Below are 22,955 nucleotides of genomic sequence, written 5' to 3'. Positions count from 1 at the left end.
ATATACCGGCGCTTTGCCGGCCAAGATTTTCTTACCTGCAAACATCCTGTTCATTTTTCTTTCCTTTAGTTCGTAGCAATTCTTTCATCCTTCGTTGAACCAATCCGCCTAAGCGAATGCCAGCACCATGCCCGGCGCAGATTCATCTCCGGGTGTTCTCCGCTTCAATCCCACGGACTGGATGAGGTCGCCTGTAAGGTGCAGGCGGTTTCCATCTGCGCGCACATGCTTCGTAATGTCGATAGCCTCATCATCCGCAAGGTCCTGCGCCAGCACACCCTTGCCTTTGATGGGATAGTTGAAAGCAAAAGACAGATTGGTGAAGTTGCCAAAAATTCCGATGGGCCCCGGCGCATCTCCCGCATCAACGGTCACATCGCAAGCTGGCATATACCAGGCATGGTCCGGCTGTGTTCTCTCATGCGCGCCAACCGCTATCGCGCCATTCGGAAACCGCGCAGCAAAGACAAACGGCTTGTCTCCATTCGCGCGCACCTGCGGAAGAGCAATGTTACGCGTCAGAATTGCAGGTGCGCCTTGCCGCACGGTGGCGTCAAGAAGGTCTTTCTGCCATGTCTGTCCTCTGCTGAACTTCCACGCATCCGTCAGCACTTCCGTGCTTGCTGCAAACGAGCCAGTTCCCGGAGAAAACGGTTTTGCAATGCGCTGCCAGCGGATGGCGCGAACCACTTCATCCATACGCTTCTTGGTTCTGCGCGGACCGTTAAAGAAAAGGTCGAGGTCATCACCGGGCCTCTTGCCAATTAGCGAATGCCGCATGATGCCCATCGTGCATCCCATGACGGCAGCAATGTAAGCCTCGTCTTCCACGTTCAGCAGGCTCTTGATTTCGGAGTGTCCATCCGCGCCTTTCAACATTTCGCTGAGCCGGTCAAGAGTAGTCGGCACGGAAAGAATCGAAGTCACATCATACGTGCGATAGACATCAGTATTTCGCAGAATCTCAATCCTTCTTGAGCCCCACGGCTGAGCGCCAAATCTTCCGTCTCGGCGCCATTCTCCGTTCACGGGAATTTCGCCATTCACATGTTCGAAGGTCAACCCAAAGTTGTTCTGATTGCGAATCGGCACAAGATGAAACTCAGGATCACCAATATCAATCTTCCAGTAAGGAATCCCCGCATCCTGGCTGATGCGCTCCAGGCGGGCATCCTGTTCGCCTCCCGGCGTATTGCGGCACCATAACGCGGTATTGCGCCAGCCTGCCTGTTGAATCGCTTCGTTCAACCGCTTTAGCCGTTCACTTGTATCTCCCGTAAAGGACGGAAATTTCGCAGTATCTAATTCAAAGGTAGCCGTGCCACCCGCTTCCCATCCGTCATCCAACAGGAGCAGCAACTCTTTGCGTACTGCGGCGTGAAACTGGTGAGCCCAGCCGTCCTGCGCCAGCAACACATGTTCATTCATGGCATTGTGCGCCAACTGGCTGCCGGAGTCGCCCTCCAGAACCTCAGGATCAAGCTTGCTCAGCCCATGGCCGTACATATAGTTTTGCACCGCCCACGTGCACCAGTAATTCGGCGCGTTGGAAGGCTGCTCAGGCACCAGTGAACGGCCTGCCACTACTCCCCCGAGCGTGAAACGTTGTGCTTGTGCAAGTGTGACAGACGCGAAGCAAGCGCCTATAAAAGCTCTGCGATCCACTGTATATCCCCTTTTTGTTTCTTCCCGGCTGACTTGCCCGTGGTAATGGGCAGATGCTTGAAGCGGTTGTTATCACGTTTTTCTCCGCATTCGTAAGACAACACATCCCTTCTGGTTTCTGGAAGCTGCTTTGTAGACGGAGTGTGTTTGCCGAAAGAGGAGGCCGTGCGGAAAGTCTGAAGAGAGAGTGTCCGCCATCCCCCAGCATGCAGAAGGACGGCGGACAGGTTGAGTACGGAATTAGAAGGTAAAGTGCGCACCGAGCTGAAACTCTCTCGGCGTGCCGTTGGTCCCGCTGATAACTCCGAAGTTCGAGTCTCCAAGTGTCGTATCCGGAGACGAGTAATGCGGAGTATTCGACATGTTAAACGCATCGGCCTGAATGTTGAGCTTCATTCCTTCCCGCAACTGGACGGACTTCGACAACGAGAGGTCGGCGTTGTAATAGCCTGGGCTCCGTACATCGCCCTGCGTGGCGTTGCCCAGCATCAGGGGCTGCGGCGTAGCAAAGCAGCTTGTGTCAAACCACTTGGATACCGAGCCGTAGACCTTAACATGCGAGCAGGTCTGGTTGGCGCTGTTGGTGACACCGCTGCCAAGGACATCCGTGCTGGTCTTAATGCGCAGAGGCTGTCCCGCCTGCAGGCTGGTAATGGTGCTCAACTGCCAGCCGCCAAGCAGCATCTCCACCGGGCCCGATGCTGAAGAGAGCCACCGCTGTCCCTTGCCGAACGGCAGTTGATAGGCGAGCGAAGCGATGAAGTTGTGCGGAACGTCCGGCGCTTGGCTGTTGCCTACTGCGCGGTTGTACCTGTCATCCAGCGGCCACCACACATTCATGTCGTCGATTTCCTTGGACCATGTGTAGGAAAGCGTTCCTGACAGGCTATGCGTGAAGTTGGTTTTCAACTGCGCTTGCAGCGCATGATAAATCGACGAGCCATTCGCAGCGGCATGATCGATATGCAGCGCATATTGATTGCCGTCGTTGTCAAAGTACTGGTAAGGCAGGCGTGAGTTGTACGGAGTCGTACCCGGTTCGGGCGTGTTCAAGTTGTAGCGGCGGTACAGGTGCAGACCGTGCGTTCCCACGTAGGTAATGCTCAGCGCCATGGCGTTCGACAGCTTCTGCTGCACGCCAAAATTCCACGCATAGGCCGCGTCAGGCTGGAATTTCCTGTCCATCTGCGACACCTGGATGGATGCTGGGGGCACAGTGGTGCCGGTGCTGGAGGATACCGGAATGTAAGCCGGTAGACCGCTTACGCTAACGGAAGGCAGCGGTGTATTCAGCTCCTGCGCGTTGATGCTGAAGACCTCAAAGAACGGATAGTCTCTCTCAAGGAATCCGCCAATGCCGCCATAGTTTGCGGGGAAGTGCGTAATTCCAAAAGAGCCGCTAACCAGCAGGTCTCCGTGATTGGGTGTGTAAGCAAAGCCCACACGCGGCGACCATCCGCCATAGTAGGTGTCCACGTTTGGCGCACGGTTGTTGGAGTTTGCAAACGTGATAAGCCCGCTCGCCAGGTCAAAGTTGGACTGATGATTAGCCTTGTCCACTGCCGGAGTAATCAGGTCCCAGCGCAGAGCAAGATTCAGCGTCAGCCCATCGGTTACGCGGTACTGGTCCTGCGCGTAGACACCCAACAGGGTGGCGCGAGTGGCTGGTTCCGTCGCAACAAATCCGCGGTCCATGAACGAGGGCATACCAAGCAGGAAGCTGGCAAACTCGTTGCCGCCTGTGCTGCCTGAGCAGGTGGGCTGCATTGTGCAGCTTCCGGTGTAGTTCGCCTGGAAGGAAATATCGCCGTTCTTGTTCGCATCAGAGTTAGTCAGCGAGGCCTGCAGCTTTCTCCAGTCCTCTCCAACCGTCAGCGTGTGCTTGCCGAGCACCTTGATAAAGTTGTCGGTCAACTCGTATGCGGTGGTAATACGATGCGAGTTGGTCCAGCCCTGCGAGCCGGTGTTTACAATGTTGCCAATCTCGAAGTTCCCAATGCCGGTCGCGCCGAAAGCCTCGTCGTTGCCGTTGGGAATGCCCAAAGCTGTGTTTTCATTCGTTCCAATATCGTTGCCAAAGTCGGCCGTATTGAAGCGGTTGAAACCGGCGCGCAGTTCATTGGTCGTTGTCGGAGAGAAGATGTGGTTGTACCCAATCGCGGAGTTATGGTTGCGCGAGGTGGCATTCACATCCCCAACCTGGATGAACTGGGTTCCCGGAGAAGGCGCGGACAAGTCGCGGCGTTGGTACGACTCGCGAGCGAAGATACGGTCGCCATTCGAGAACTGGTAGTCGCCCTTGATGTCGAACTGGTGGTTGTGGTCCGGCTCCGAGGTATTGGCTTTGAAGTTGTTGCTGGCCAGGCTCTGGTCCGTCGCCGTGGGCCAGATTGTTGCTCCCGCTACCATCTTTGCCGAGACAGGATCGAAGCGCGAGGTGGGAATTCGCCACGCGTCTCCCTGGTCGGTAGTTGCCGTAGCGAACGGCTGCAGCGTCTGCGGGTCATAGATCGGGTTAGGGAACTGGCTCTTCAGGAAGTAGCCCTGCTTCATCAGGTCTGTCGGCACCGTCATGATGTAGCTGATGCCGTGCTCCAGCAGCAGTCCCTGGTAGTCAACAAAATAGAACGCTTTGTTCTTCAGGATGGGACCGCCCAGCGAGCCACCGAACTCATTGCTGCGGTACGGAGCCTTGCTGGTTGCGCCCCACTGCTTCGCGTTCAGTTCATCGCCGCGGTAAAACTCATACAGTGACCCATGCAGGGCGTTGGTTCCCGACTTGACGAAGGCGTTGACCTGGGCGCCGCCGTAGGTGCCCACTGAGGCATCCGCAGTGTTGGCCGAAACTTTCACTTCCTGCAGCGCGTCCAGCGGTGGAGTCACGTTGATAAACGCGTTCAGCAGCTCCATATTGTTCACGCCGTCCAGGGTGTAAGTGGTGCCGCCCCAGGGCATGCCGTTCACGCTCGCCGTAATGTTCGTGGTTGCACCGGCGCCCGCAGCCGACTCCGCCGCGCTCGAATAGCCCGCCGAAATGGAGCCGGGAACCGTCTGCACCAGTTGCGAGAAGATTCTGCCGTTCAGCGGAAGGTCCTGGATATCACGCTGGCTCAGAACCGTGCCCAGCGAGGAGTTGGTCGTGTCCACCAGAACCTCGTTCGCCGTGACTTCGACGGTTTCAGTCTTCGAGCCAATCTCCAGGGCAAAATCCGCTGGTGTCGCGTTGTCCACGGTCACCACGTTCTCTGCGGAAGTCGCCGTCTTGAAGCCGGTGGCAGACACCGTAATCCGGTAATTCCCCGGCTGCAGGTTATCAATGCGATATTGCCCGTGCGATTCCGTTTTGGCGGTTGAGGTGATTCCGGTGCCTTCATTGACTACCGTCACATCAGCATTCGCAATTACGGCCCCGCTCTTATCCTGAACGGTGCCCAGAATACGCCCGGTTACACCTTGGGCGTACAGGCCTGGGAGTCCGGCCACGAGGGAAAGAATGACCACAAGGAGCCCCGCAAAGTATTTGGGCAGCTTATTGGCCAAAGATTGTGCTTTCATACAGCCTCCAACAACATTCGTGCAGTGAGAGTTTCCGTGAATTAAATCGTGGTTTTTGTGAGACGAATTCCCGCCTCTCCAACCTGGCCAGAGAAGGATGGAAACCTTTACATTCCTTCTCCGGCTTGAACCTGCGTGACACAAAGACGTGGCACAACACCGCCGACCACCCTAGTGATTGGAAAGAACGGTTGTCTAGTTACCGCGGGAGGGGAAACGGTTAAACGTATAAATATCAATCAATTGAGGATACGTTCAGGGCACGTTTCACGATTGTTACATGGCAAAAGGGTCCCTCTTTCAGGGGAAGGCTTATTATTGTGCGCTCAAACTTCATTGCGCTCACGGTCTATGACAGTGAATTGCCGCCTCTGCCGATCAGGAAAGCGGCCTTCGTGAGCAAAGAGGGGAGCGCTAGTGCGCAGCGCTACCGGAGGGGGTAGAGCCAGGTGTCGGCGGAACTCCGGCAGAGGGCAGTCGGTGTAGTGCCAGGAGCTTGCTTTCAACCACGCGGTTGCCTCTTTCCAGCCGCACCCGGAGCAATGCCTGAAACGGCAGAATCTCTCCCTTGCTGGCGGGCGTCGCAAAAGCTGCCAGGGATTTGGACAGCTCTTCCGCGCCATATCGGGAGGTTATATATATGACAGCCCCGTGGGTGCCCATGGTATCCAGTCCCCCCAGAACCGCCAAATGCCGCCCCGACATCTCGTCGGTCTGTATCGAAATTAGGCTATAGTCCACCATCAGTACCTGCGTTTGGGGATTACGTTCCGTTTGGTACTCAGTACTTTCCCCAGGGCGTGGGGCGCTGTTGAGAATCTGCGACTGCCATGCCTGCAGGCGAAGCCCGGGCGTATTGCGCGGTGTAGGGTGATGGAACCGGAAGTCTCCGCTCACAAGCAGTTGATCCACCGCCACGTTCTGAAGCGAGGAGCCAAGCAGAATCACATTATGGTTTTTCAGGTCGCTCGGCGTAATATCCCGGCTGGGCTTGACTGTAGGCTCAATCCCCATGCGTCCAAAGAGCGCGGATAGCGCAGCAATTCCCTGCAATTCGCCGGCGCCGGTATAACCGCTCTCGTAATACAAGGTGCCGGCCTTGGCCGCCAGTTCTGGATTGGTCGCAAACTCGCGGGCCACATGTTCGTCTACGGGTGCTCCGCGGTCATCGCTGGCGCCATTAGGGAAACTGAACAAATCATTGGAGTTATCCAGCAAAAACTGGGCGTCTGGATAGCCGATGACCGGGTTCATGTCGTTGCCAAGAAAATTGGCCCAGAAGACCTTTACCGGGTCGGCAGCATCGGCTTTCGACAGCTTTACCCCGCCGGTGTGCGTCCAACTTCTGGGAAGAACCGAAGCCCCCGTAAACCACAACAGCGCCGCGCTAAGAACAGCGAGCAGCGCAATTCCCCCAGGCACATATTGGAATTTCGCATGTGAAAGAATCCAGCGGAAGCTCGCGCCGATGCCCGTCTGCGAATCTTCCGGCATGTTCGGAGCAACCGATTCGCTTACCGCAGGAGCCGAAGAATCCGATGAAGAGGCAATCTCATTCGCCGCGGTGGCCGCAGGAACCGTCTCAAAGCTCGGCAGGTAATGCCCCTTAGGGATTTCGACCAAAATCGAATCATTCTTGCCGATTGTGTCGTAGTATTCCTTCAGCTTTTGCCGAAGCCGGTGAATCTGGACGCGAACAATCGTATCTGTTTTGGGATCGAAATTCTGCGACCGGCCAAAGGCTTCCACACCGATGGTGTATTCCTTCAGCTGGTCAGTATTGCCTTCAAGAACCCGCGAGGTCAGATATTGCAGCAGTTGCTGGAGAGTGGAAGAGCTCTGAAACGTCCTCGAATGCAAAATACGATGGACTTGCTCTTTACAAGGTTCCAACGAAGTATTCATGTTTCGCGACGCTGTTTGAATATCCGCTGGCAAACTAGAATCCTCTCCAGACGGTCCAGAAGCCAATGCAGGTCTGGAGTCCTGGCGCCTTTCTCACAACGATTCCTTAACAGGTGTTCGCCTGCCAACCAGAAAATCTTTGAATGGCATGCCCTGTAGGATTTTACCGCACATTGGGATGTGGGCCCTTTGAGTCTCCGCCGTAAATGGCTATTTGTCCCGAAACACAGACAGAAAACCGCAATTCCGAAGAACTGCGGCATCTGGCTCAAAATTGAATTAGGAACGTCGAGAATACACGAGCTGAAACCCGGCCGGAACCAGGAACACCGTAAACAATACGGACATTGTGAGCCCTCCAATAAGCGCCTGCGCCAGCGGAGCATAAGACTCGCTCCCTTCTCCAAGCTTGAGCGCCATTGGCAGCAAGCCAATCAGCGTAGCAAGTGACGTCATCAGAATCGGACGCAAGCGAACGCGGCAGGAAGTAGTAATGGCCTGCCGAACATCCATCCCTTGCTTGAGTAGATGATGAGCAAACTCAACAATGAGAATGCTGTTGGAAAGCGCGATTCCTGCAAGCATCACAACGCCCATCAGCGACATGACATTCAACGTTGTTCCCCAAAGAAGGAGAGCGAGAATCACGCCGGTAATTCCAGGCGGCAGCGCAAGCAAAATGATGAACGGGTCAACGAAAGAGCGGAACTGTGCAACCAGGATGAGATACAGAAGCAGCACCGAAAGCGTAAGCCCAATCGCAAAGCTGCGGAATGAAGCATTCATCGAAGCCACGCTGCCTGCAAGCGTAACCTCAGTGCCATGCGGAGGATTGGCCGCGTTGACAATCTCCTGAATCTGCTTGGAAATCGTGCCGAGGTCTTCGCTCTGTGGACGAACGTAGATATCCATAACGCGGCGAATCTGTGTATGGTCCATCTCTGTCGGCGCATTGAATCGTTCAATATTCGCAACCATGTCCAGTCGCGTAGGCCGGGTAATGTTTGCTCCATGTAGAGGAATAGCCTTCAGATCTTCAAGAGATTGAACCTGTCCCTCCTTGTACATCACCGTCAGAAAGTAGTTATTGCCGCTCTTCGGATCAATCCAGATGCTCGGCGCAATCATCTGGTTGGAAGTAAGCGCGGTAATGATATTGGAGACAACTTCCTTCTCCGTGAGGCCAAGTTCGCTGGCGCGGGTGCGGTCGATGCCGATACGCAGCGATGGGTAATCGATATCCTGCGGAATGTAAACATCCGCCACGCCGCGCAGAGAGCGGATGCGAGAAGCAATCTGCTGCGCCACCGTATAGTCGGCGTTCATATCATTGCCCGCGACACGAATATCAATCGGCGCCGGCGCGCCCATATTAAGAACGCCATCGACAAGGCTGCCGGAAGAATAAAACGTCTGCAATTCTGGCAACTCACGAGAGACAGCCTGCTTTACTTCCTCGATATAAGTAAAGCTGCTGGTCTTGTGGTCCGGCACAAGCGCCACTTGGGTAAAGCCTGTGTGCATGGCGGAGTTAGGCGAGAACAGCGCAGAAAACCCCGGATCAACACCGATGTTTGTCACCGTCATGCTCATGTCGTGCTTGGAGACAATACGGCGCACGATTGCTTCAAGGCGCACGGCCTCACCTTCCGTTGCCTCCAGCTTGGTGCCGGAAGGAGCCTTGAAGCTGACGACAAACTGCCCCGCATCTGTACGCGGAAAGAAAGACAGCCCAAGCAACGGAAACATCAACAGACTGAGGATAAACACAATGCCGAAACAAACAAGCACGGCACGCGGACGATCAAGAACGCGGGCAACAAGACGGTCATAGCGATGCAGCAGAGTATCGAATGCGTGCGCGAAGCGAGCATTGAAACGCGCCCAAAGCCCCAGGGCATGCGTGTTTGGGCGTGCTTCGATCTCGTGTTCCTCTTCTGCCGACTCATGTACCACATCTCCATGGCCGTTCTTGATAAAGCGAGCGCAGAAAAGCGGTACAACCGTAAGCGCGACAAAGTAGGACGCAAAAAGCGAGATAACAACAGCCAGAGCCAATGCGGAAAAGAGAAACTTGCTAACCCCGTAAAGCAGCGTAACGGGGAAGAATACGACCACCGTAGTCAATGTCCCGGCAAGTACCGGCAGCGCAACTTCGCGTCCACCATTCTCCGCGGCTGCAGTAGCTTCTTCTCCCTCTTCAAGATGACGAAAGATGTTTTCAAGCACGACAACCGAGTTGTCAATAAGTCTCGAAAGCGCAAGCGCCAGACCACCAAGCACCATGCTGTTGACTGAGCTTCCGGCGATTCGGAGTACAAAGAAGGTAGCCAGCAACGACAGCGGGATAGAAAAGAAGACCGCAACAGTGGCTCTCATACTGCCCAGAAAAATAAGAATCATCAGGCAGGTAAGGAAAAGTCCGACACCTCCCTCATGCAGTAGTGTCTCGATAGCCGTCTTAACAAAGCGCGATTGGTCAAACACAACCTTGCTCTGCAGCGTTGCAGGCACGTCGTAGAGCTTTTTCAGAATCTCCTGCACGCCATTCACAATGGCGATGGTATTGGCATCGCTGCCAGCTTTGAAGATGGGAAGATAAACCGCGCGCTGACCATCTACACGCACAATGTTGTACTGAAGCCCAAAGGAATCCTGTGGTACAGCCACATCACCTACGCGCACCGGAGACTGGCCTTCCATCTTGAGCGGCACTTGAGCAATATCATCAGCGCCCTTAAGCATGGAGTTGGTGTAAATATCATAGTCGTAGCGGCCAATCTGCACGTCACCAGCGGGAAGAATAACGTTGGAATCATTGATGGCGCGCACAACATCCATCGGGCTAAGCTGGTTGGCTTCCAGCTTGTAAGGATCAGCATAAAGCATGATTTGCCGCCAACGCCCGCCGAATGGCTGCGGCACCGAGGCACCGGGCACACTGGCAAGCTGATTGCGAACGAAGTTCTGTCCCAAATCCTTTAGCTTGCTCTCATTCAGTCCCGAGCCACTAAGCGGAACCAATGCCACAGGAATACTCGACGCATCCTGCTTAAGAACAATAGGAGGATAAGTTCCCGGCGGCATATCACGCAGGTCGCTCATCGCAAGCGATGAGATAGTTGCCGCATCTGCGTCGGGATTGGTTCCCTCACGGAAATAGACCTTGATGAGGCTCACACCCGGCAGTGAGCGCGACTCCATGTGGTCGATACCAGCGGCCAGCGTGAATTGCCTCTCAAGGTGATAGGTGATATTCGTTTCAATCTGCTGCGGCGGCATGCCGGAATAGAACGTAGCCACGGCAACCACCGGAAGCTGCACCGGCGGAAACATATCAACAGGCATTTCAGAAACACTGACAGCACCGAGAATCGTGATGACAAGGCAGATCACGACAATCAGGTAGGGATTGCGAATCGAAAATCCAGACATGAGATTTCTTGGTCCTTGTCTTTTTTTATTTGGGGCTGTTTGCCGACTCGTAGGAGGCTTTGACCGCTGTTACCTTTTCCCCATCGGATAGCCCCGTATGCCTGCCAACAATCACTTCGTCGCCGCTCTGAATACCGGAGAGAACTTCAATGCGTGTCGGTGTCTCAAGCCCCGTCTTTACAGAGGCAAGATGCACAATGCCATCGCGCACAACATAGGCTTGCTCCGTGCTGGTGCCAATGCCATCGACGGCATCAAGAGGCACGCTGAGCACATTGGGCCGCGCTGCCAGATGCAGATGCACTTCGGCGTACATGCCGGGTACAACAGACCCATCCGGATTAGGCACATCCACTTCCGTATCCATCGTGCGCGTACTCGTCTGTACGCTGTCGGCGTAGCGCGTTACTTTACCGCGCAGCGTGCGTCCCAGGCTGACGACGTTGACATCGACAGCCTGTCCGTCCCGCACTTCCACCACATCACTTACAGGAACAGGCAGTATTAGGCGCAACAGGCTATTCTGAGCCAGCCGCACAATCGGCATGGCCTGTGTCTGCGACGCGGTTCCCGCTTGAATCATCGACCCGGTATTGGCGTAACGCTTCGTGATGACCCCGGTAAACGGAGCGCGAATCGTGGTGTAGGCAAGCATCGCCGCCGCACGCGCAGACTCTGACCGCGCCTCATCCAGCCGCTCTTGGGCCGCCTTCAGCGCGGAGTCCGCACGTGCAACCTGCGCGTTGGCCTCCAAGCTATGCGCTTCCGCCACGTCGATCTCTTGGCGAGGAACCAGCCCTTGATCGCGCTTGGCCACGTCTTGAATGCGCTGAAAAGAAAGAGCAGCGATTCGCTGCCCTGCCTGCGCATGTTGCAACTCAGCCTGTGCCGTGGTCACATTCGCCTGAGCAGCAGCAACACCGGCCTTAGCCTTGCTCGCTTCATCCTCAATCTCGGGCGCATCCAGAATTGCAAGCACGTCTCCTTGCCGAACATGGTCGCCAATATCCACATGGATTGTCCGCACATAGCCAGCAACCTTCGCCATCACATCCACATCTTGATAAGGACGAAACTCCGCTGTAAGAACCAGGTCATTTTCCAGCGTTGCCGGTTCTGCCGTGGCTACAGGAACAACCGGAGTAGCATTTGTCATCGGCGCCTTTGACCGGCAGGCCGTCAAAAGCCCAACCCCGGCAACAGCAAAGACACCTAGAGTACGCGTATATCGTAACTTCGCCATTAGTGCGGCCCCTTTAGTTTTCAGTTCAGCAACCCAGCAGCAAAGTCCAGCTCCGCACGCCGCGTCAGATAGGTGTATGCAGCATCGGCAGCCTGAATCTCTGCGGATGTTTCGTTTAGCTGCGCTTCATTGAGTTCCACAATGCTGCCAAGCCCCGCGTCATATCGGTCTTGAGCAAGACGCAAAGCCTCTTTGCTCTGGCTCACGAGGCGCGCACTTACGTCCAGGCTTTTCTGCGCCTCTTGAGCGCGCGACCACGCATCGCGCACCTGCTCGTTTACCTCAAGCTGCAGTTGCTGTGTATCGTGAGCGCGAGCCCTGGCCTGCAGTTCGGCTTCTGTACGCCGCGCAGCAAACAGCCCGCCTGTGAAAACGGGAATGTTGAGATTGAATCCCGCTCCTGCATAGTCATCGTGCAGCGTGTGATCGTGATAAGGAATCTGCCCCGCAGAGGCAAGCACGTTGAGCGTGGGATAGCTCAGCCGTTTTTCCGACTGTGCAAATGCTTCGGCTGCGTGCTGCTGTGCTCGTGTCGCATTCAAGTCTCCCCGTTGCGATTGTGCACTCTGCAACAAGCCATCAATGTTATCGGGCAATGCAGCTTGTGAAACGGGAACGTCGCTTAACTGGGCCGTCATTGGCTTTTCCAATCCCATTGCTGTAGTCAGTGCTGCACGCTTCTCAGAAACAATTCCTTCCGCACGCACCACAGCCAGTTCCGCTTCGCTCTCCAGAACCTCCGCAAAATGCACATCGAGCGTAGAGCGCAATTCACTCGCAGCAAGCGCCGAAAGCTGACGTACCACCAACTGCCGATTTGCCTGAGCATCCTTGGCTGCCCGCAGAACCGCTTCTGCACCGAGTACCTGATAGTAGGCCTGACGCACATTCAGCCGAAGCTCCGCCCGCGTCAGGGCAGCCATATCTTTCTGTGCTTCAGCGCTGGACCTTGCACTGCTGACCAGCGCGCTTGTCCGCCCAAAGTCAGTAACCAGTTGTGTGAGGTTGCCGCCATAAGCAAAGCGGTCCGAGATGGACGAAGTAGTAATGTTGCCTGCTGCCGTCGAAGTTCCTGCATCGGCAACCCGAACGCCAGTAGCGTTGAAGCCAACCGTCGGAAGAAATCCCGAGCGTGCTGCGCGCACCTGCTCCGCGGCAGCCTGCGCCCGCAAGCCTGCCGCAAGAATACGCGGCTGATTGGCCAGCGCCTCAGCTTCCGCCTGCGCTAACGTTAGAGTTTCCGTCGGCGCAGCTTGCGCGTTTGCATAACGGCCTGGGCCGCACAAAAATACGCCGAGAGTGACAAGAGAACCAACAAAAAGAACACTTGATTTCATTCGCATCGCCCCTTAGCGCGATGCGACGGTTGACTGCGCGTTCACCACTTCAAGCAGCGCCGTGCTGTACTTCCAAATCTTCGGCGAGACATGTGTAGAGGCAAGCGTCAGAGTGGAAGGCAGAGCTGGAGAGCCGGTTTCAAGCGCCGTAACCGAGACAAATCCATAAAGCCCGCATGCCGAGGCCGAGTAAATTCCTATCGATACCTCAACATCGCTTCCGTCGCAACGTCCATTAGCAATCAGATGGGCATACACGCCGTCATGCTTGTTATAGCCAACCACATCTCCATCGCGGTCGGTCACTTCATGGTCCACAGGCGTAAGCTGGTCGCCGCCAATCTGTGTCACGGTCCCCCAGGGATCGGCATCGTGTGGCAATGCCGGCACGCGGGCCGCATCGCTTTCCAAACGGTCAGCCATCGCACGCACGGTTACATTCAAAGGCAGGCTTTGCCCGTTCCACGCAATGGAGTCAAAGTGAATCGAAAGAACTGACTGCTTCTGGTGCGCATAGGGAGTTTTGTCATAAGCAAAGCCGTTTGCCGCCAGCACATGCCCCGTAATTTTTGTTCCTGAAGGAATCACGGTGCCATTTGCCAGATGAACCGCCTGGCTGGTTTTCACTTCCACCGGGTCGCCCGTGTGAGCATTGGCAGCGCTTATCGTGCTGGAAAAAACAACCGGCAGTGTCGTCGGAGCCTCAAGGGGCGTACGAGCCGCCTGTGCCAATGCAACTGTCGAAGAAAGGAAAAATAAGCCAAAAGTATTGCGAAACAACATGAAATTTCCTCCAGCGCCGTGTCCCGGCTGTCTGGAGTGGACCATTATCTTTCCTTACATACACTTACAAATTTCTGACATTTGCCACGACGGACTTGTCCCGCCCGCTTGTATTACGAAATGATGAATCTGTAAGGCTGATGCCCCTTATGCAAGAGCGCGCAAAAATTCTCATTATCGAAGACGACGGGAAAATGTCTCAGGCTCTTGCATCTGGTCTGGAATCAACAGGCTATGAGGCAGTTGCGGCCTCATCGGCAGAGGAGGGCTTCTTTCTGGCGCACTCCCTGCGTCCTGATCTGCTCCTGCTCGACCTTACCTTGCCGCAGCGAAACGGCTTGGATATCCTGCGCCAAATCCGCAAAGATGGCCTCGACATGCGCGTGCTCATCCTTACCTCGCACAACACAGTCGAAGACCGCGTAGAAGGCTTGCGCACCGGAGCCGACGATTACCTCGGCAAACCCTTTTCATTCCCAGAACTGCTGGCACGCGTCCACGCTCTTCTGCGCCGTTTTCTTCCCCCCGCGCCGGAAGACCGCTCCATCCATATAGCCGATCTCACAATAGACACCCGAGGCCGCGTAGCTTCTCGCAAGGGCGAACCACTGGAACTTACGCCACGCGAATTTGAACTTCTTCTCTACCTCGCGGAAAACCGTGGCCGCACCGTGTCCCGGGAAATGCTGGCTCGCGATGTGTGGCGAGAGAACGCTCGCTATACCCCCATCGATAACGTAATCGACGTTCAAATCGCCCGCCTTCGCCGCAAGATTGATGACCCGTTTCCTGTGAAACTGCTCCAGACAGTGCGCGGAATCGGCTTCAGCCTCCGGGAGCCAACATTGTGAGAACCCCGGCCACTCTTCGCGGAAGGCTGACGCTCTGGTACACGCTCGTCCTTGCTGCACTTTTGCTCATCTATGCCGGCCTTCTGTTCGCGTTTCAGTATGCAGCCCTGACGCGTCAGCTTCTACATGACGAAGTACAGGATGTCATCACCGTTGAAGGGCTGCTTTACTTTGATGCGCAGGGAAACCTGCAACTGCATCAGGATTACTATTCGCGCCCGCAGTCTCACCTGCTTCTCGACCGCCTGATGGAAGTACGCAATCTCAACGGTCAGAAGCTTTACCAGAGCCCCACTCTTCATGGCATGTCTCTCGGCGGTCCTAATCGTCCCGGCGAGGGAGACACTGGCTTTGATGAGCGCATTGTCCGCCTTGAAGATGGCTCACATGCCTTTCTCGTCAGCCACATTCACATCCTCGATGGCCGAACCTTGCTGATTCGCCTTGGATACAGTCTTGTGCCATTGCGTGACCGCATGTTGCAGTTTCTTCTGCTCCTGGTCATAGCCATCCCCGTTGCTCTCGTCCTCGCTGCCATCGCCGGACAAGCTATCGCGCAGCGCGCACTCAAGCCTCTTGACGACATGACAGCACGTGCCGAAAGCATCACGGCAAGCAATCTCAGCGAGCGTCTGAACTTGGATGGGCCAAATGAGCTTACGCAGATGGCGCATGCCTTTAATCATTTGCTTGACAGGCTGGAACAGGCATTCCTGCAGCTCAAGCGATTCACGGCAGATGCGGCCCATGAGTTGCGCACGCCGCTAGCCGCGCTCCGCACAATTGGAGAAGTTGCGCTCGAGAAAGGCGAAAGCCCCGCAGCGTACAGGGATGCGTTGGGAAACATCCTGGAAGAAACCACGCGCCTGAATGAGACCATCGAGAGCCTGTTGATGCTCGCACGCGCCGAGACTGTCTCGCCCGATAACAAGCGAACAACCTTCTTCGCAACGGAGCTCGTCGATGAAGTGCTCAACCTGTTTGGCATCGTCTTGGAAGAGCGGCATATTGCTGTCTTTCGTGAAGGCGAATCCATAGGCCGTGTAGCTCTCTTTACCGACAGAGGCCTGCTACGTGTGGCCATCCTGAATGTCATTCACAATGCCATCAAGTTTTCGCCGGAAGGCTCGACGCTGCGCGTCGCATACTCCTCTGCGGTGTCAGGTTCTGCTTTGTCGATCAATATTCAGGATGAAGGTCCGGGCATTGCTCCAGGAGAGCACGAACGTGTCTTTGAAAGATTCTTCACCAGCGCTTCACGCGCCACAGCCACTGCAAGCGGTGCAGGATTGGGTTTGTCTGTTGCCAAACTGGTAATTGATCGCCTCGGCGGCAGTATCCGGTTCCATTCGGAGCGCCAATCCGGAGCGGAATGTGTAATAGAACTTCCAATATTAGGCAAGGCCTAGCAATCCCCGCACATGCGACAGAGTCAAATCTTCTGACCAAATCGACAACAGCCTGTGTCGATTTCCCTTCAGTAGGCGCCTTTAGCCGAAGGGCGATAAGCGTGTCCATACTCATCCGTGTGCGAAGACGGCCCAGCCTGGGCGGCGGGAATCTGCAACTCGCCAAGGTCTGCAGCGTGGGAGCCTACATGTACCGTTCGCGTAAGGCTACTGAGAGTAGCCTGCGTAACGCCTTCTACCCATACATGAAGGTGATAGTCGCCGGCGGGAACCTCATGCAATGTGAAAGCCGTTCTGGAATCGCCCACGGCAAAGATAGGCGTAGAGAGCGCGACAATAACAGCACTCATCTCAGGATGGATATTGCAAAAGATGTAGGAGACGCCCTCACGTGAAAAAGTAACGGCCTTGGTTGATCCGGCTTCGTATAAGCCAAGGTCAAACCGCTTGCCATCGAAGAGCGAGAAGACATTATGGAAGAAAGGATCTGCGTTAGGGAACTGCACAACACTGCCAACAGGGATGATGAGCAGATGAGGATGGAAGATACGATTTTTCTGTAGCAGTGTGTAGTGTTCACGCGGTGCGAAAACTGGCACAGTAGTTCCGGCAAGCGGCTCCAGCCAGACAACAGCAGGAGCAGGATGACTGGCATGTTGAGACGGTTCCGCAAGGTGCACATGCACCTCCGATTTCTCCTGCGCCTGCGAGCCAGCGGCAAGCAGCGCGCAGCCAAGAAGTCCGGCAAGGAATCGTGCCTGCATCAGAAGCTATACCCCGCGGCCACGCCGATAATGTTGCTTGCCGCCGATGCTCCACTCGCCGGAGTGCTCTGAAGATAGCGGTACTCGAGCGAGAAAAGGAACCATGCACTGGGACGGAAGATGACATTGCCCGTAAAAGTGCGGTTAGCTACAAGATTCTGCGCAATGGTGGTTCCTGTTGCGTAAGGCCGAAACTGGTGCGCGACAATCTGGTCAGTTCCAAAAGCGGCGTTGAACTCAAGCCGCTCGGACGGTCTTTCTTTAAACTGCGCCCAGCCTCCGAAACCGTCAAGCGGGCGAAAGTAATATCCACCTGTATCGGCGTCCTCGCGATAGGCGTAGTCCTTGTACACTCCGCCGCCGAGGCCGCCAAGAGCAAGCCCGCGATAGAGGCTGCCGCTAAGCTCCAGCCCGGCAGGAAGAGGAAGCCGGCCATCGATGCTCGTTGCCCAGGCGTCGTATCGATTACCCAACGCATGATGCGGAGCAACATAAGCGCCAATGCCAAGCATGTGGCCACGGCCTTCCTGGCCATACGTGGTGCGTTCCGGAGCGGCAAGAGCAATGCGCGCTTCCACGCCGGGCCAGCGGCTCTGTTCCGCTCCGTTGGGCGCATAATAGATACCCGTAGCAGAGCTGGCAGTGGAATAAGGCGCGTCACCAACATCGATGAGTGCAGTCTGTAGACGCAAGTCACTGGACGCATTCAGCGCAAACTCATGCGTAGCTCCAAACTGCGGATTCCACGTCCACAGATTGCCAGACCAGGAAAGCGCAGGTTGTGAAACAGCAGTGAGCGAGGCGGGGGTAAGCTGACTGAGCAGCGAGCGGTCAAGCGAAAACCATGCCTCCGTGCTGGCGGAATCCGCATTCTCCCAACGAAGACCGGCGTGTGCTGTACGCAGGCGCGCGAGTGAAGACGCGTAGGAAGAAGAGTTGTCAGTAGCGGCAAAGTCCATATCGAGATCGGCATAGCTCTGCGCGCCGAAAACATGTGGGCCCACGGCATCGAGGCCAAGAATCGTCTGCCTCATCGAGGCTCCAGTGCTGCCCGCTCCGCCGAGAGCAATGGCCGGCGCAACAGATTGGTCTACACGATTGGTATTAGCAAAGGCATTGAAGAGTACAAGCCCGTGCAGCCGCAGGGGATATTTGGACACAGTCTCCACTTTGTCCTGCTCGTGCGTAGCAATCTGCGACTCCACAACATCCTGGCGTTCACGAAGGTCTTCTACGGCGGCACTCAAGGAAGATGCAGCCTGCTCCGTGGATACTTGCGCAGACTTGGCAGCGTCGGGCTCAGCAGAAGATGCTCCCGGCTGCAGCTCATGAAGTAGTCCTGCCAGCTCATGGCGCATCTGTTCAAGCTCGTGCTGCGACTCTTCCAGTCGGGCTTCAGCGCGCCCCATGGCCTCAGTCAACTTTTGCACGCGCAGGGCAAGGTCATTCGCGGGTGGACCATCTGCGGGTGGATTGTTCGCTGCCTGGCCCGCGCCTGGATGCGCACAGACAGCCAGCACAACACCAAAAACGGATACCGCGCAGACAGCATTAACTCTCCGGCGTAATCGCGTGTTCGTGTTCGCTATGTGTCCCTTCATAGTGCAAGACCTCGTGGCACAAGACCTGATCCTGGATTTCACTTCCCGGCTCTGCGTGGATATTTCCCCGCTCCAGCCGCATCTGAAAGACCGTCTCTCCCGGACGGCTGCTCACTAACTTGACTTCGCCGCCGTGCTCAATGGCAACGCGGTGCGCAAGTGTAAGACCAAGGCCAGTACCTTTTTGTTTACCTTCACTGACAAAGGGCTCAAAGAGGCTGTTGCGAATCTTTTCTGGAACGCCAATACCATTATCGGCGACCTGCATGATTAAATCTGCGGGGCGCGAATCGAGCGATACAAGGATGCGAGGCGGTTGCCCTTCGGTGCGCCCGGATTGGCAGGCATTCAAAATCAAGTTGAAGATGGCGCGCTCTATCTGTTTTCCATCCGCCATGGCGCAGCTCGCGTAGGTATCTCCCACCCTTGTCTCAATGGTCACGCCCTCGGCATCCGGATGCGCATGTGCCAGTGCGACCGCGCGATCTATCAGTGCAGCCACCAGCACGGGAGCCCGTTGCGCATTGGCTCCGGTGCGGCTGAACACAAGTAGCGATTCGATCATGTCTGTAGTGCCCAGCACGGCGGCGCGAATGTCGCTGAAGATTTCCGCGCGCTCCTTTTCCGTGAGCGGCCCGGATGCAAGAAACTCGGCATTAGCATATATGGCTGCAAGATAATGCCTGAAGTCATGCGAAACGGAACTGGCCATCCGCCCAATCGTTGCCAGGCGCTCGGACTCGACCAGCGCGTGATTGGCATGTTGAATCTCGTGGCGCATCGACGTGAATGCGGCGCTCAACTCGCGTACTTCTAGCGTGCCTCCGTGGGGAACATCATGCGCGACATCTCCCGTACCGAAGGCGCGCACACTCCTGGACAGCACTTCCAGCGGACGCGTCAACAACGTGGCCAGCGTAACCATCAGTGCGGTGCCGCAGAGCAGAGCCAGTAGTCCGACGCTGAGAATCATGCTGTCAATGTGCCGGATGGATTTCTCTGCAGGAGCAAAGGACTTGAGCACCACAAGGTGTAGCGGCGCAGTGGATGCGGAAGAAAGGTCTTCCGTCGCAGCAAGAAACTGCGTGCCCCCCAGCTCAACCGTTAGTGGATTGCGCGGTGTAGCAGACAGTAGGTTGGGCCGCGCCGAAAGTTGCGACTGCACAGCAGGAGCAAGCGTCGAGGCTACAGCTCCGCCTCCGCTCAGAAAGGCCGCTTCTACGCCCGCTGGCTCGCTAATCTGGCGCACAGTACGCTCAACGGAGGTGCCGCTGATGACATAACCAAGCAGTGTGCCGTTTTGGTCGCTTCCAAAATAAAGCGGACGCATCGCACAGGCATAAAGGGCCGTGCCTTGTACAAGGTAGCGGTGGTCCGGAGAGTCGAGCAGCATCTTTAGACCGGCACGAAGGCCGTCATCCACCTGCACGCCGCGTGCGTAAGCGGCAACAACGTCCCCGTTCGTATCCGCAAGCGCAAAAAGGTCAGCGCCGCTGATCTGCCAGAACTGTGCAGCGCCATCCTGGATAGTCAGGCTGTCTCCGCTGGTCATCAGCGCTTTCAGCGTTGGCAGATTCGCCAATAGCGCATTCTGGCGCTCAAGTGCGGCCATGCGTTCTGCCTGGCGGTCTTCAAAAGCCGCGACCGAGTGCGACAAATCCTGTGTCAGGTTATCCGTAACTTCCGCCCGCAGCAGGATGCGGATAACAAGCAGGCACAAGCCCGTGACGAAAACCGTAACGAGTGCCATGGCAAGCACCAGCAGCACATGTGTGCGAATACCCTGTGTGCGGCGAGAAGGGAAAGAAGAATCAAAGCGTACTTTCGAGTTGATTTCAGGGGACAAATTTGTATCCTGCACCGTAGATAGTGAGCAGATGCCGGGGATTCGCCGGATCTGGCTCCAGCTTCTGCCGCAGCTTTAGGATCTGGTTATCCACGGTCCGCGTAGTTGGATACGAATTGTACCCCCACACCTCGTTCAACAGCACTTCGCGCGACAAAACGTGTTCGGCCTTGTCGATAAAGAATTTCAGCAGCTTGAATTCGTGCGCGGTGAGTGCCACCACGTTTCCATCACGCCACGCGCTCATGCGCTTAAAGTCGAGTTCACAGTTGCCAAAGCGGTAGATGGCGGCTTCTACTGGTTTGCGTTGGCGGCGGATAGCGGCCTGCACGCGGGCCGTAAGCTCGCGCGGACTGAAAGGCTTGGTGACATAATCATCAGCGCCAAGCTCCAGCAGCAATACTTTATCCACCACTTCCGTAATCGCGCTGAGGATCACAACCGGAGTCTCCCGCGAAATATTCTTGAACGTCTGGCAAAGCTCGCGCCCTGAAATCTGCGGCAGAATTAAATCAAGCACAACCGCGGTGGGCCGCTCCTGGCGAAAGGCATCGAGCGCAGTCTGCCCGTCTCCAGCAACAACAACGGAAAACTGCTCTTGTGTAAAGATTCGGCGCAGCACCTTCTGCATGCGCGGATCGTCCTCTGCAACCAGCACAGTGTCTGTATGCGGCTTCACGTGCGAGTCCGCCGGTTCAGCGTGCGTGTTTTCCATACGGCTTCCAGCCGCCCATTCGCTAGGCATGGGTTGTATCCTCTCTTTCTATTGTGGTCGAAACTCAGACGTGACAGCAGGAATTCTGTAGGGTAAATCCCCTGAAAATTACAATCCAATGACAATTCGCCGGTCATTGCCGCTCGTGGCGGGCTGCAAGCACGCTGACGAGCGCAACCATCCACAAGGGGAGAAGCAAATCAAAAGGTTCTGCTTCCGCAAGGCCGCGCACAAGAACGAAGACCAGCATAGCGCTAAGAAGTATTTGTGGGCTACCACGATTCATGCGACGAATAGCAGTGAACAAGCTCCCGTAGACACCGGCCAGCAGCGCGAGCCCAGCCACCCCATAGGCATAGAACTGCTGAAGCAGCTCATTTTCCGCGTGCCGTGCCTCATAGCGATCTGGCCCAAAAGGCGGAATCACCTTCCACATTGAGTCAAAGCCATGTCCCAGCCACGGCTTTTCCACGGATTCCCCTGCAACCACAGCCCAGATTCCCGTGCGCCCGCTAAGCGTCTCGGACTGATTGCCTTCACTGCGGTAAACCTCGGTGTATGCCTCAATGAGTCCCCAGAAAACGAGAACTGTAATGATCGCCGTGACCATGAGGCCGATCTTGGCGCGGCGAGAGATGGAGCGATCCCACAGAAGCACAAAAATCTGCGCCGCAATAAATGCCGCAAGCGTTGTTTTGCTCAAGCTGCGTAGCAGCGTGAGAGAAAGAAAAGCCATGGCAATACGCCACCGGCCATCAGCGCGCCGCACAAGATACTGGCAAAAGAAAATCGCATACGCACAAAGGTTGGCAATCTGGTTGGTATTGAAATAATCCGGATCGCCAAGCCGCAGGTCCTTCTGCGCAGGCATGATCCATGCCACTACGCATAGCACGCATGTGCTGGCAATAAAACCCCTCATCACCGCATGCGCCTTGGCCTCAACCGGTTCATCGCGGAGCAGCACCATGATGATGGCCACGTCGGCAGCCAGGGCGCACCAGTAGGCAAAAGATGCTGCAACGGAGACCGTAGCGCTCCACGCAAAGCTCAGCAGTGTAAAGGCGAGATACGCAAGCACCCAGCGAATAGGTGATTGGCGCACCACCATGTTCCATGCGCCACGTCGCATCGCAAGCGAGTGAAAACAGACAGCCAGAAGGAGCAGCAAATTCAGCACAACGCTGAAAGCCGCCCCCGTACTTGCCTCCATGCCAAGAAGATTGGCCGCAATCAAAACAATAGCTGCGCGAACGGAAAAGAAGAAGCCCACAACAAAGGCCATGCCTGAAAACGCAAATGGACGCACCTCTTCCACGATTGCATTACGAGGGAGAGGCGTGATGTTTCCAGTAGCCATATCGCGCCTCAGTGCGTGTACATCTCCGGTTCGCCAAGACTGCCCGCGGGAGGCAGATGCCGGATGTAGGTAACGATGGACCACAACTCGTCGTCGCTCAAGACTCCATGTGAGCCGGGCATTCCGGAGGGCCAGATTCCGTTGTCAAGAATCCACTTGAGCTGACCGTCTGTGTATTGCTGCACTTCAGCGGAAGTCAGCAACGGAATAGGAGGCGACATGTGCTCCACAAAAGGCACGCCTGTGTTCTGGCCATCAAGCCCATGGCACGCAGCGCAGTAATGCGAGAACGCCTCCTTGCCGTCATCGCGTGTCTGCTGCGTGTCAGGCAGCGGATTCTTCTGCTCTTTATTTCCAACCGTCAAATGGTGCTTCGCATAGATAACAACCCGCGATTCCAGTTTGCCGGGAGCCGCAGCTTTGCAACCCGCCATAGCCATAGCAGAGAGAGAAACAACAGCGATGAGCGTAGTGTGGCGCAACATT

15 protein-coding genes are annotated in these 22,955 nt (G+C 55.9%); 2 read left to right on the top strand and 13 right to left on the bottom strand.

Annotation, left to right across the window (positions count from 1 at the left end; genetic code table 11):
• Nucleotides 1-108 precede the first annotated feature (108 nt).
• The 7 genes from AC5S3R_RS03320 to AC5S3R_RS03290 form a co-directional block, all read right to left on the bottom strand.
• Complete coding sequence (locus tag AC5S3R_RS03320; RefSeq protein WP_494265235.1) at nucleotides 109-1,584, bottom strand: hypothetical protein; 1,476 nt, start codon at nucleotides 1,582-1,584, stop codon at nucleotides 109-111.
• A gap of 321 nt (nucleotides 1,585-1,905) precedes the next feature.
• Complete coding sequence (locus AC5S3R_RS03315) at nucleotides 1,906-5,220, bottom strand: TonB-dependent receptor (protein ID WP_494265234.1); 3,315 nt, start codon at nucleotides 5,218-5,220, stop codon at nucleotides 1,906-1,908.
• A gap of 414 nt (nucleotides 5,221-5,634) precedes the next feature.
• Nucleotides 5,635-7,080, bottom strand: a complete 1,446-nt coding sequence (locus AC5S3R_RS03310) for a hypothetical protein (RefSeq protein WP_494265233.1) — start codon at nucleotides 7,078-7,080, stop codon at nucleotides 5,635-5,637.
• 324 nt (nucleotides 7,081-7,404) lie between these two features.
• A complete protein-coding gene (locus AC5S3R_RS03305; protein ID WP_494265232.1) occupies nucleotides 7,405-10,560 on the bottom strand; it encodes an efflux RND transporter permease subunit in 3,156 nt (1,051 codons plus the stop codon).
• 25 nt (nucleotides 10,561-10,585) lie between these two features.
• The gene (locus tag AC5S3R_RS03300) at nucleotides 10,586-11,803 is read right to left on the bottom strand and encodes an efflux RND transporter periplasmic adaptor subunit (protein ID WP_494265231.1); all 1,218 of its coding nucleotides are present in this window, start codon (nucleotides 11,801-11,803) and stop codon (nucleotides 10,586-10,588) included.
• A gap of 20 nt (nucleotides 11,804-11,823) precedes the next feature.
• Nucleotides 11,824-13,140 carry a TolC family protein gene (locus tag AC5S3R_RS03295; RefSeq protein ID WP_494265230.1) on the bottom strand — a complete coding sequence of 439 codons (1,317 nt, stop codon included), beginning with the start codon at nucleotides 13,138-13,140 and terminating at the stop codon, nucleotides 11,824-11,826.
• A gap of 12 nt (nucleotides 13,141-13,152) precedes the next feature.
• Nucleotides 13,153-13,923 carry a hypothetical protein gene (locus tag AC5S3R_RS03290; RefSeq protein WP_494265229.1) on the bottom strand — a complete coding sequence of 257 codons (771 nt, stop codon included), beginning with the start codon at nucleotides 13,921-13,923 and terminating at the stop codon, nucleotides 13,153-13,155.
• Between the two features lie 140 nt (nucleotides 13,924-14,063).
• Between AC5S3R_RS03290 and AC5S3R_RS03285 the strand changes: the two genes are divergently transcribed.
• A complete protein-coding gene (locus tag AC5S3R_RS03285) occupies nucleotides 14,064-14,774 on the top strand; it encodes a response regulator transcription factor (protein ID WP_494265228.1) in 711 nt (236 codons plus the stop codon).
• Nucleotides 14,771-16,183, top strand: a complete 1,413-nt coding sequence (locus AC5S3R_RS03280) for an ATP-binding protein (protein ID WP_494265227.1) — start codon at nucleotides 14,771-14,773, stop codon at nucleotides 16,181-16,183. Before AC5S3R_RS03285 ends, AC5S3R_RS03280 begins: the two co-directional genes overlap by 4 nt.
• A 68-nt stretch (nucleotides 16,184-16,251) precedes the next feature.
• Here AC5S3R_RS03280 and AC5S3R_RS03275 read toward each other — a convergent pair whose 3' ends face one another.
• From AC5S3R_RS03275 to AC5S3R_RS03250, 6 genes are all read right to left on the bottom strand, one after another.
• Complete coding sequence (locus tag AC5S3R_RS03275) at nucleotides 16,252-16,947, bottom strand: cupredoxin domain-containing protein (RefSeq protein ID WP_494265226.1); 696 nt, start codon at nucleotides 16,945-16,947, stop codon at nucleotides 16,252-16,254.
• Nucleotides 16,947-18,548 (bottom strand): hypothetical protein, encoded by a 1,602-nt coding sequence (locus AC5S3R_RS03270; protein WP_494265224.1) that lies wholly within the window; start codon nucleotides 18,546-18,548, stop codon nucleotides 16,947-16,949. The genes AC5S3R_RS03275 and AC5S3R_RS03270 overlap by 1 nt, the downstream gene beginning before the upstream one ends.
• A complete protein-coding gene (locus AC5S3R_RS03265; RefSeq protein ID WP_494265223.1) occupies nucleotides 18,499-20,394 on the bottom strand; it encodes an ATP-binding protein in 1,896 nt (631 codons plus the stop codon). The genes AC5S3R_RS03270 and AC5S3R_RS03265 overlap by 50 nt, the downstream gene beginning before the upstream one ends.
• Entirely contained in the window at nucleotides 20,384-21,139 is a 756-nt protein-coding gene (locus AC5S3R_RS03260; RefSeq protein ID WP_494265221.1) for a response regulator transcription factor, read from the bottom strand. The genes AC5S3R_RS03265 and AC5S3R_RS03260 overlap by 11 nt, the downstream gene beginning before the upstream one ends.
• A 103-nt stretch (nucleotides 21,140-21,242) precedes the next feature.
• Nucleotides 21,243-22,469: an O-antigen ligase family protein gene (locus AC5S3R_RS03255; RefSeq protein WP_494265218.1), complete on the bottom strand. Its 1,227-nt coding sequence runs from the start codon at nucleotides 22,467-22,469 to the stop codon at nucleotides 21,243-21,245.
• Between the two features lie 8 nt (nucleotides 22,470-22,477).
• Nucleotides 22,478-22,954, bottom strand: a complete 477-nt coding sequence (locus AC5S3R_RS03250) for a c-type cytochrome (RefSeq protein ID WP_494265217.1) — start codon at nucleotides 22,952-22,954, stop codon at nucleotides 22,478-22,480.
• Nucleotide 22,955: the final 1 nt, after the last annotated feature.

It is taken from the genome of Occallatibacter sp. FHG110214_02 (assembly GCF_059115385.1).
This window is presented reverse-complemented; position numbering and strand designations above follow the sequence as displayed.

What these genes read in the sequence shown, in the direction of transcription:
- AC5S3R_RS03315 (WP_494265234.1), bottom strand. Translation starts at nt 5,220, where the DNA reads ATGAAAGCACAATCTTTGGCCAATAAGCTGCCCAAATACTTTGCGGGG.
- AC5S3R_RS03305 (WP_494265232.1), bottom strand. Translation starts at nt 10,560, where the DNA reads ATGTCTGGATTTTCGATTCGCAATCCCTACCTGATTGTCGTGATCTGC.
- AC5S3R_RS03300 (WP_494265231.1), bottom strand. Translation starts at nt 11,803, where the DNA reads ATGGCGAAGTTACGATATACGCGTACTCTAGGTGTCTTTGCTGTTGCC.
- AC5S3R_RS03295 (WP_494265230.1), bottom strand. Translation starts at nt 13,140, where the DNA reads ATGAAATCAAGTGTTCTTTTTGTTGGTTCTCTTGTCACTCTCGGCGTA.
- AC5S3R_RS03290 (WP_494265229.1), bottom strand. Translation starts at nt 13,923, where the DNA reads ATGTTGTTTCGCAATACTTTTGGCTTATTTTTCCTTTCTTCGACAGTT.
- AC5S3R_RS03285 (WP_494265228.1), top strand. Translation starts at nt 14,064, where the DNA reads ATGCCCCTTATGCAAGAGCGCGCAAAAATTCTCATTATCGAAGACGAC.
- AC5S3R_RS03275 (WP_494265226.1), bottom strand. Translation starts at nt 16,947, where the DNA reads ATGCAGGCACGATTCCTTGCCGGACTTCTTGGCTGCGCGCTGCTTGCC.
- AC5S3R_RS03270 (WP_494265224.1), bottom strand. Translation starts at nt 18,548, where the DNA reads ATGAAGGGACACATAGCGAACACGAACACGCGATTACGCCGGAGAGTT.
- AC5S3R_RS03260 (WP_494265221.1), bottom strand. Translation starts at nt 21,139, where the DNA reads ATGCCTAGCGAATGGGCGGCTGGAAGCCGTATGGAAAACACGCACGCT.
- AC5S3R_RS03255 (WP_494265218.1), bottom strand. Translation starts at nt 22,469, where the DNA reads ATGGCTACTGGAAACATCACGCCTCTCCCTCGTAATGCAATCGTGGAA.
- AC5S3R_RS03250 (WP_494265217.1), bottom strand. Translation starts at nt 22,954, where the DNA reads ATGTTGCGCCACACTACGCTCATCGCTGTTGTTTCTCTCTCTGCTATG.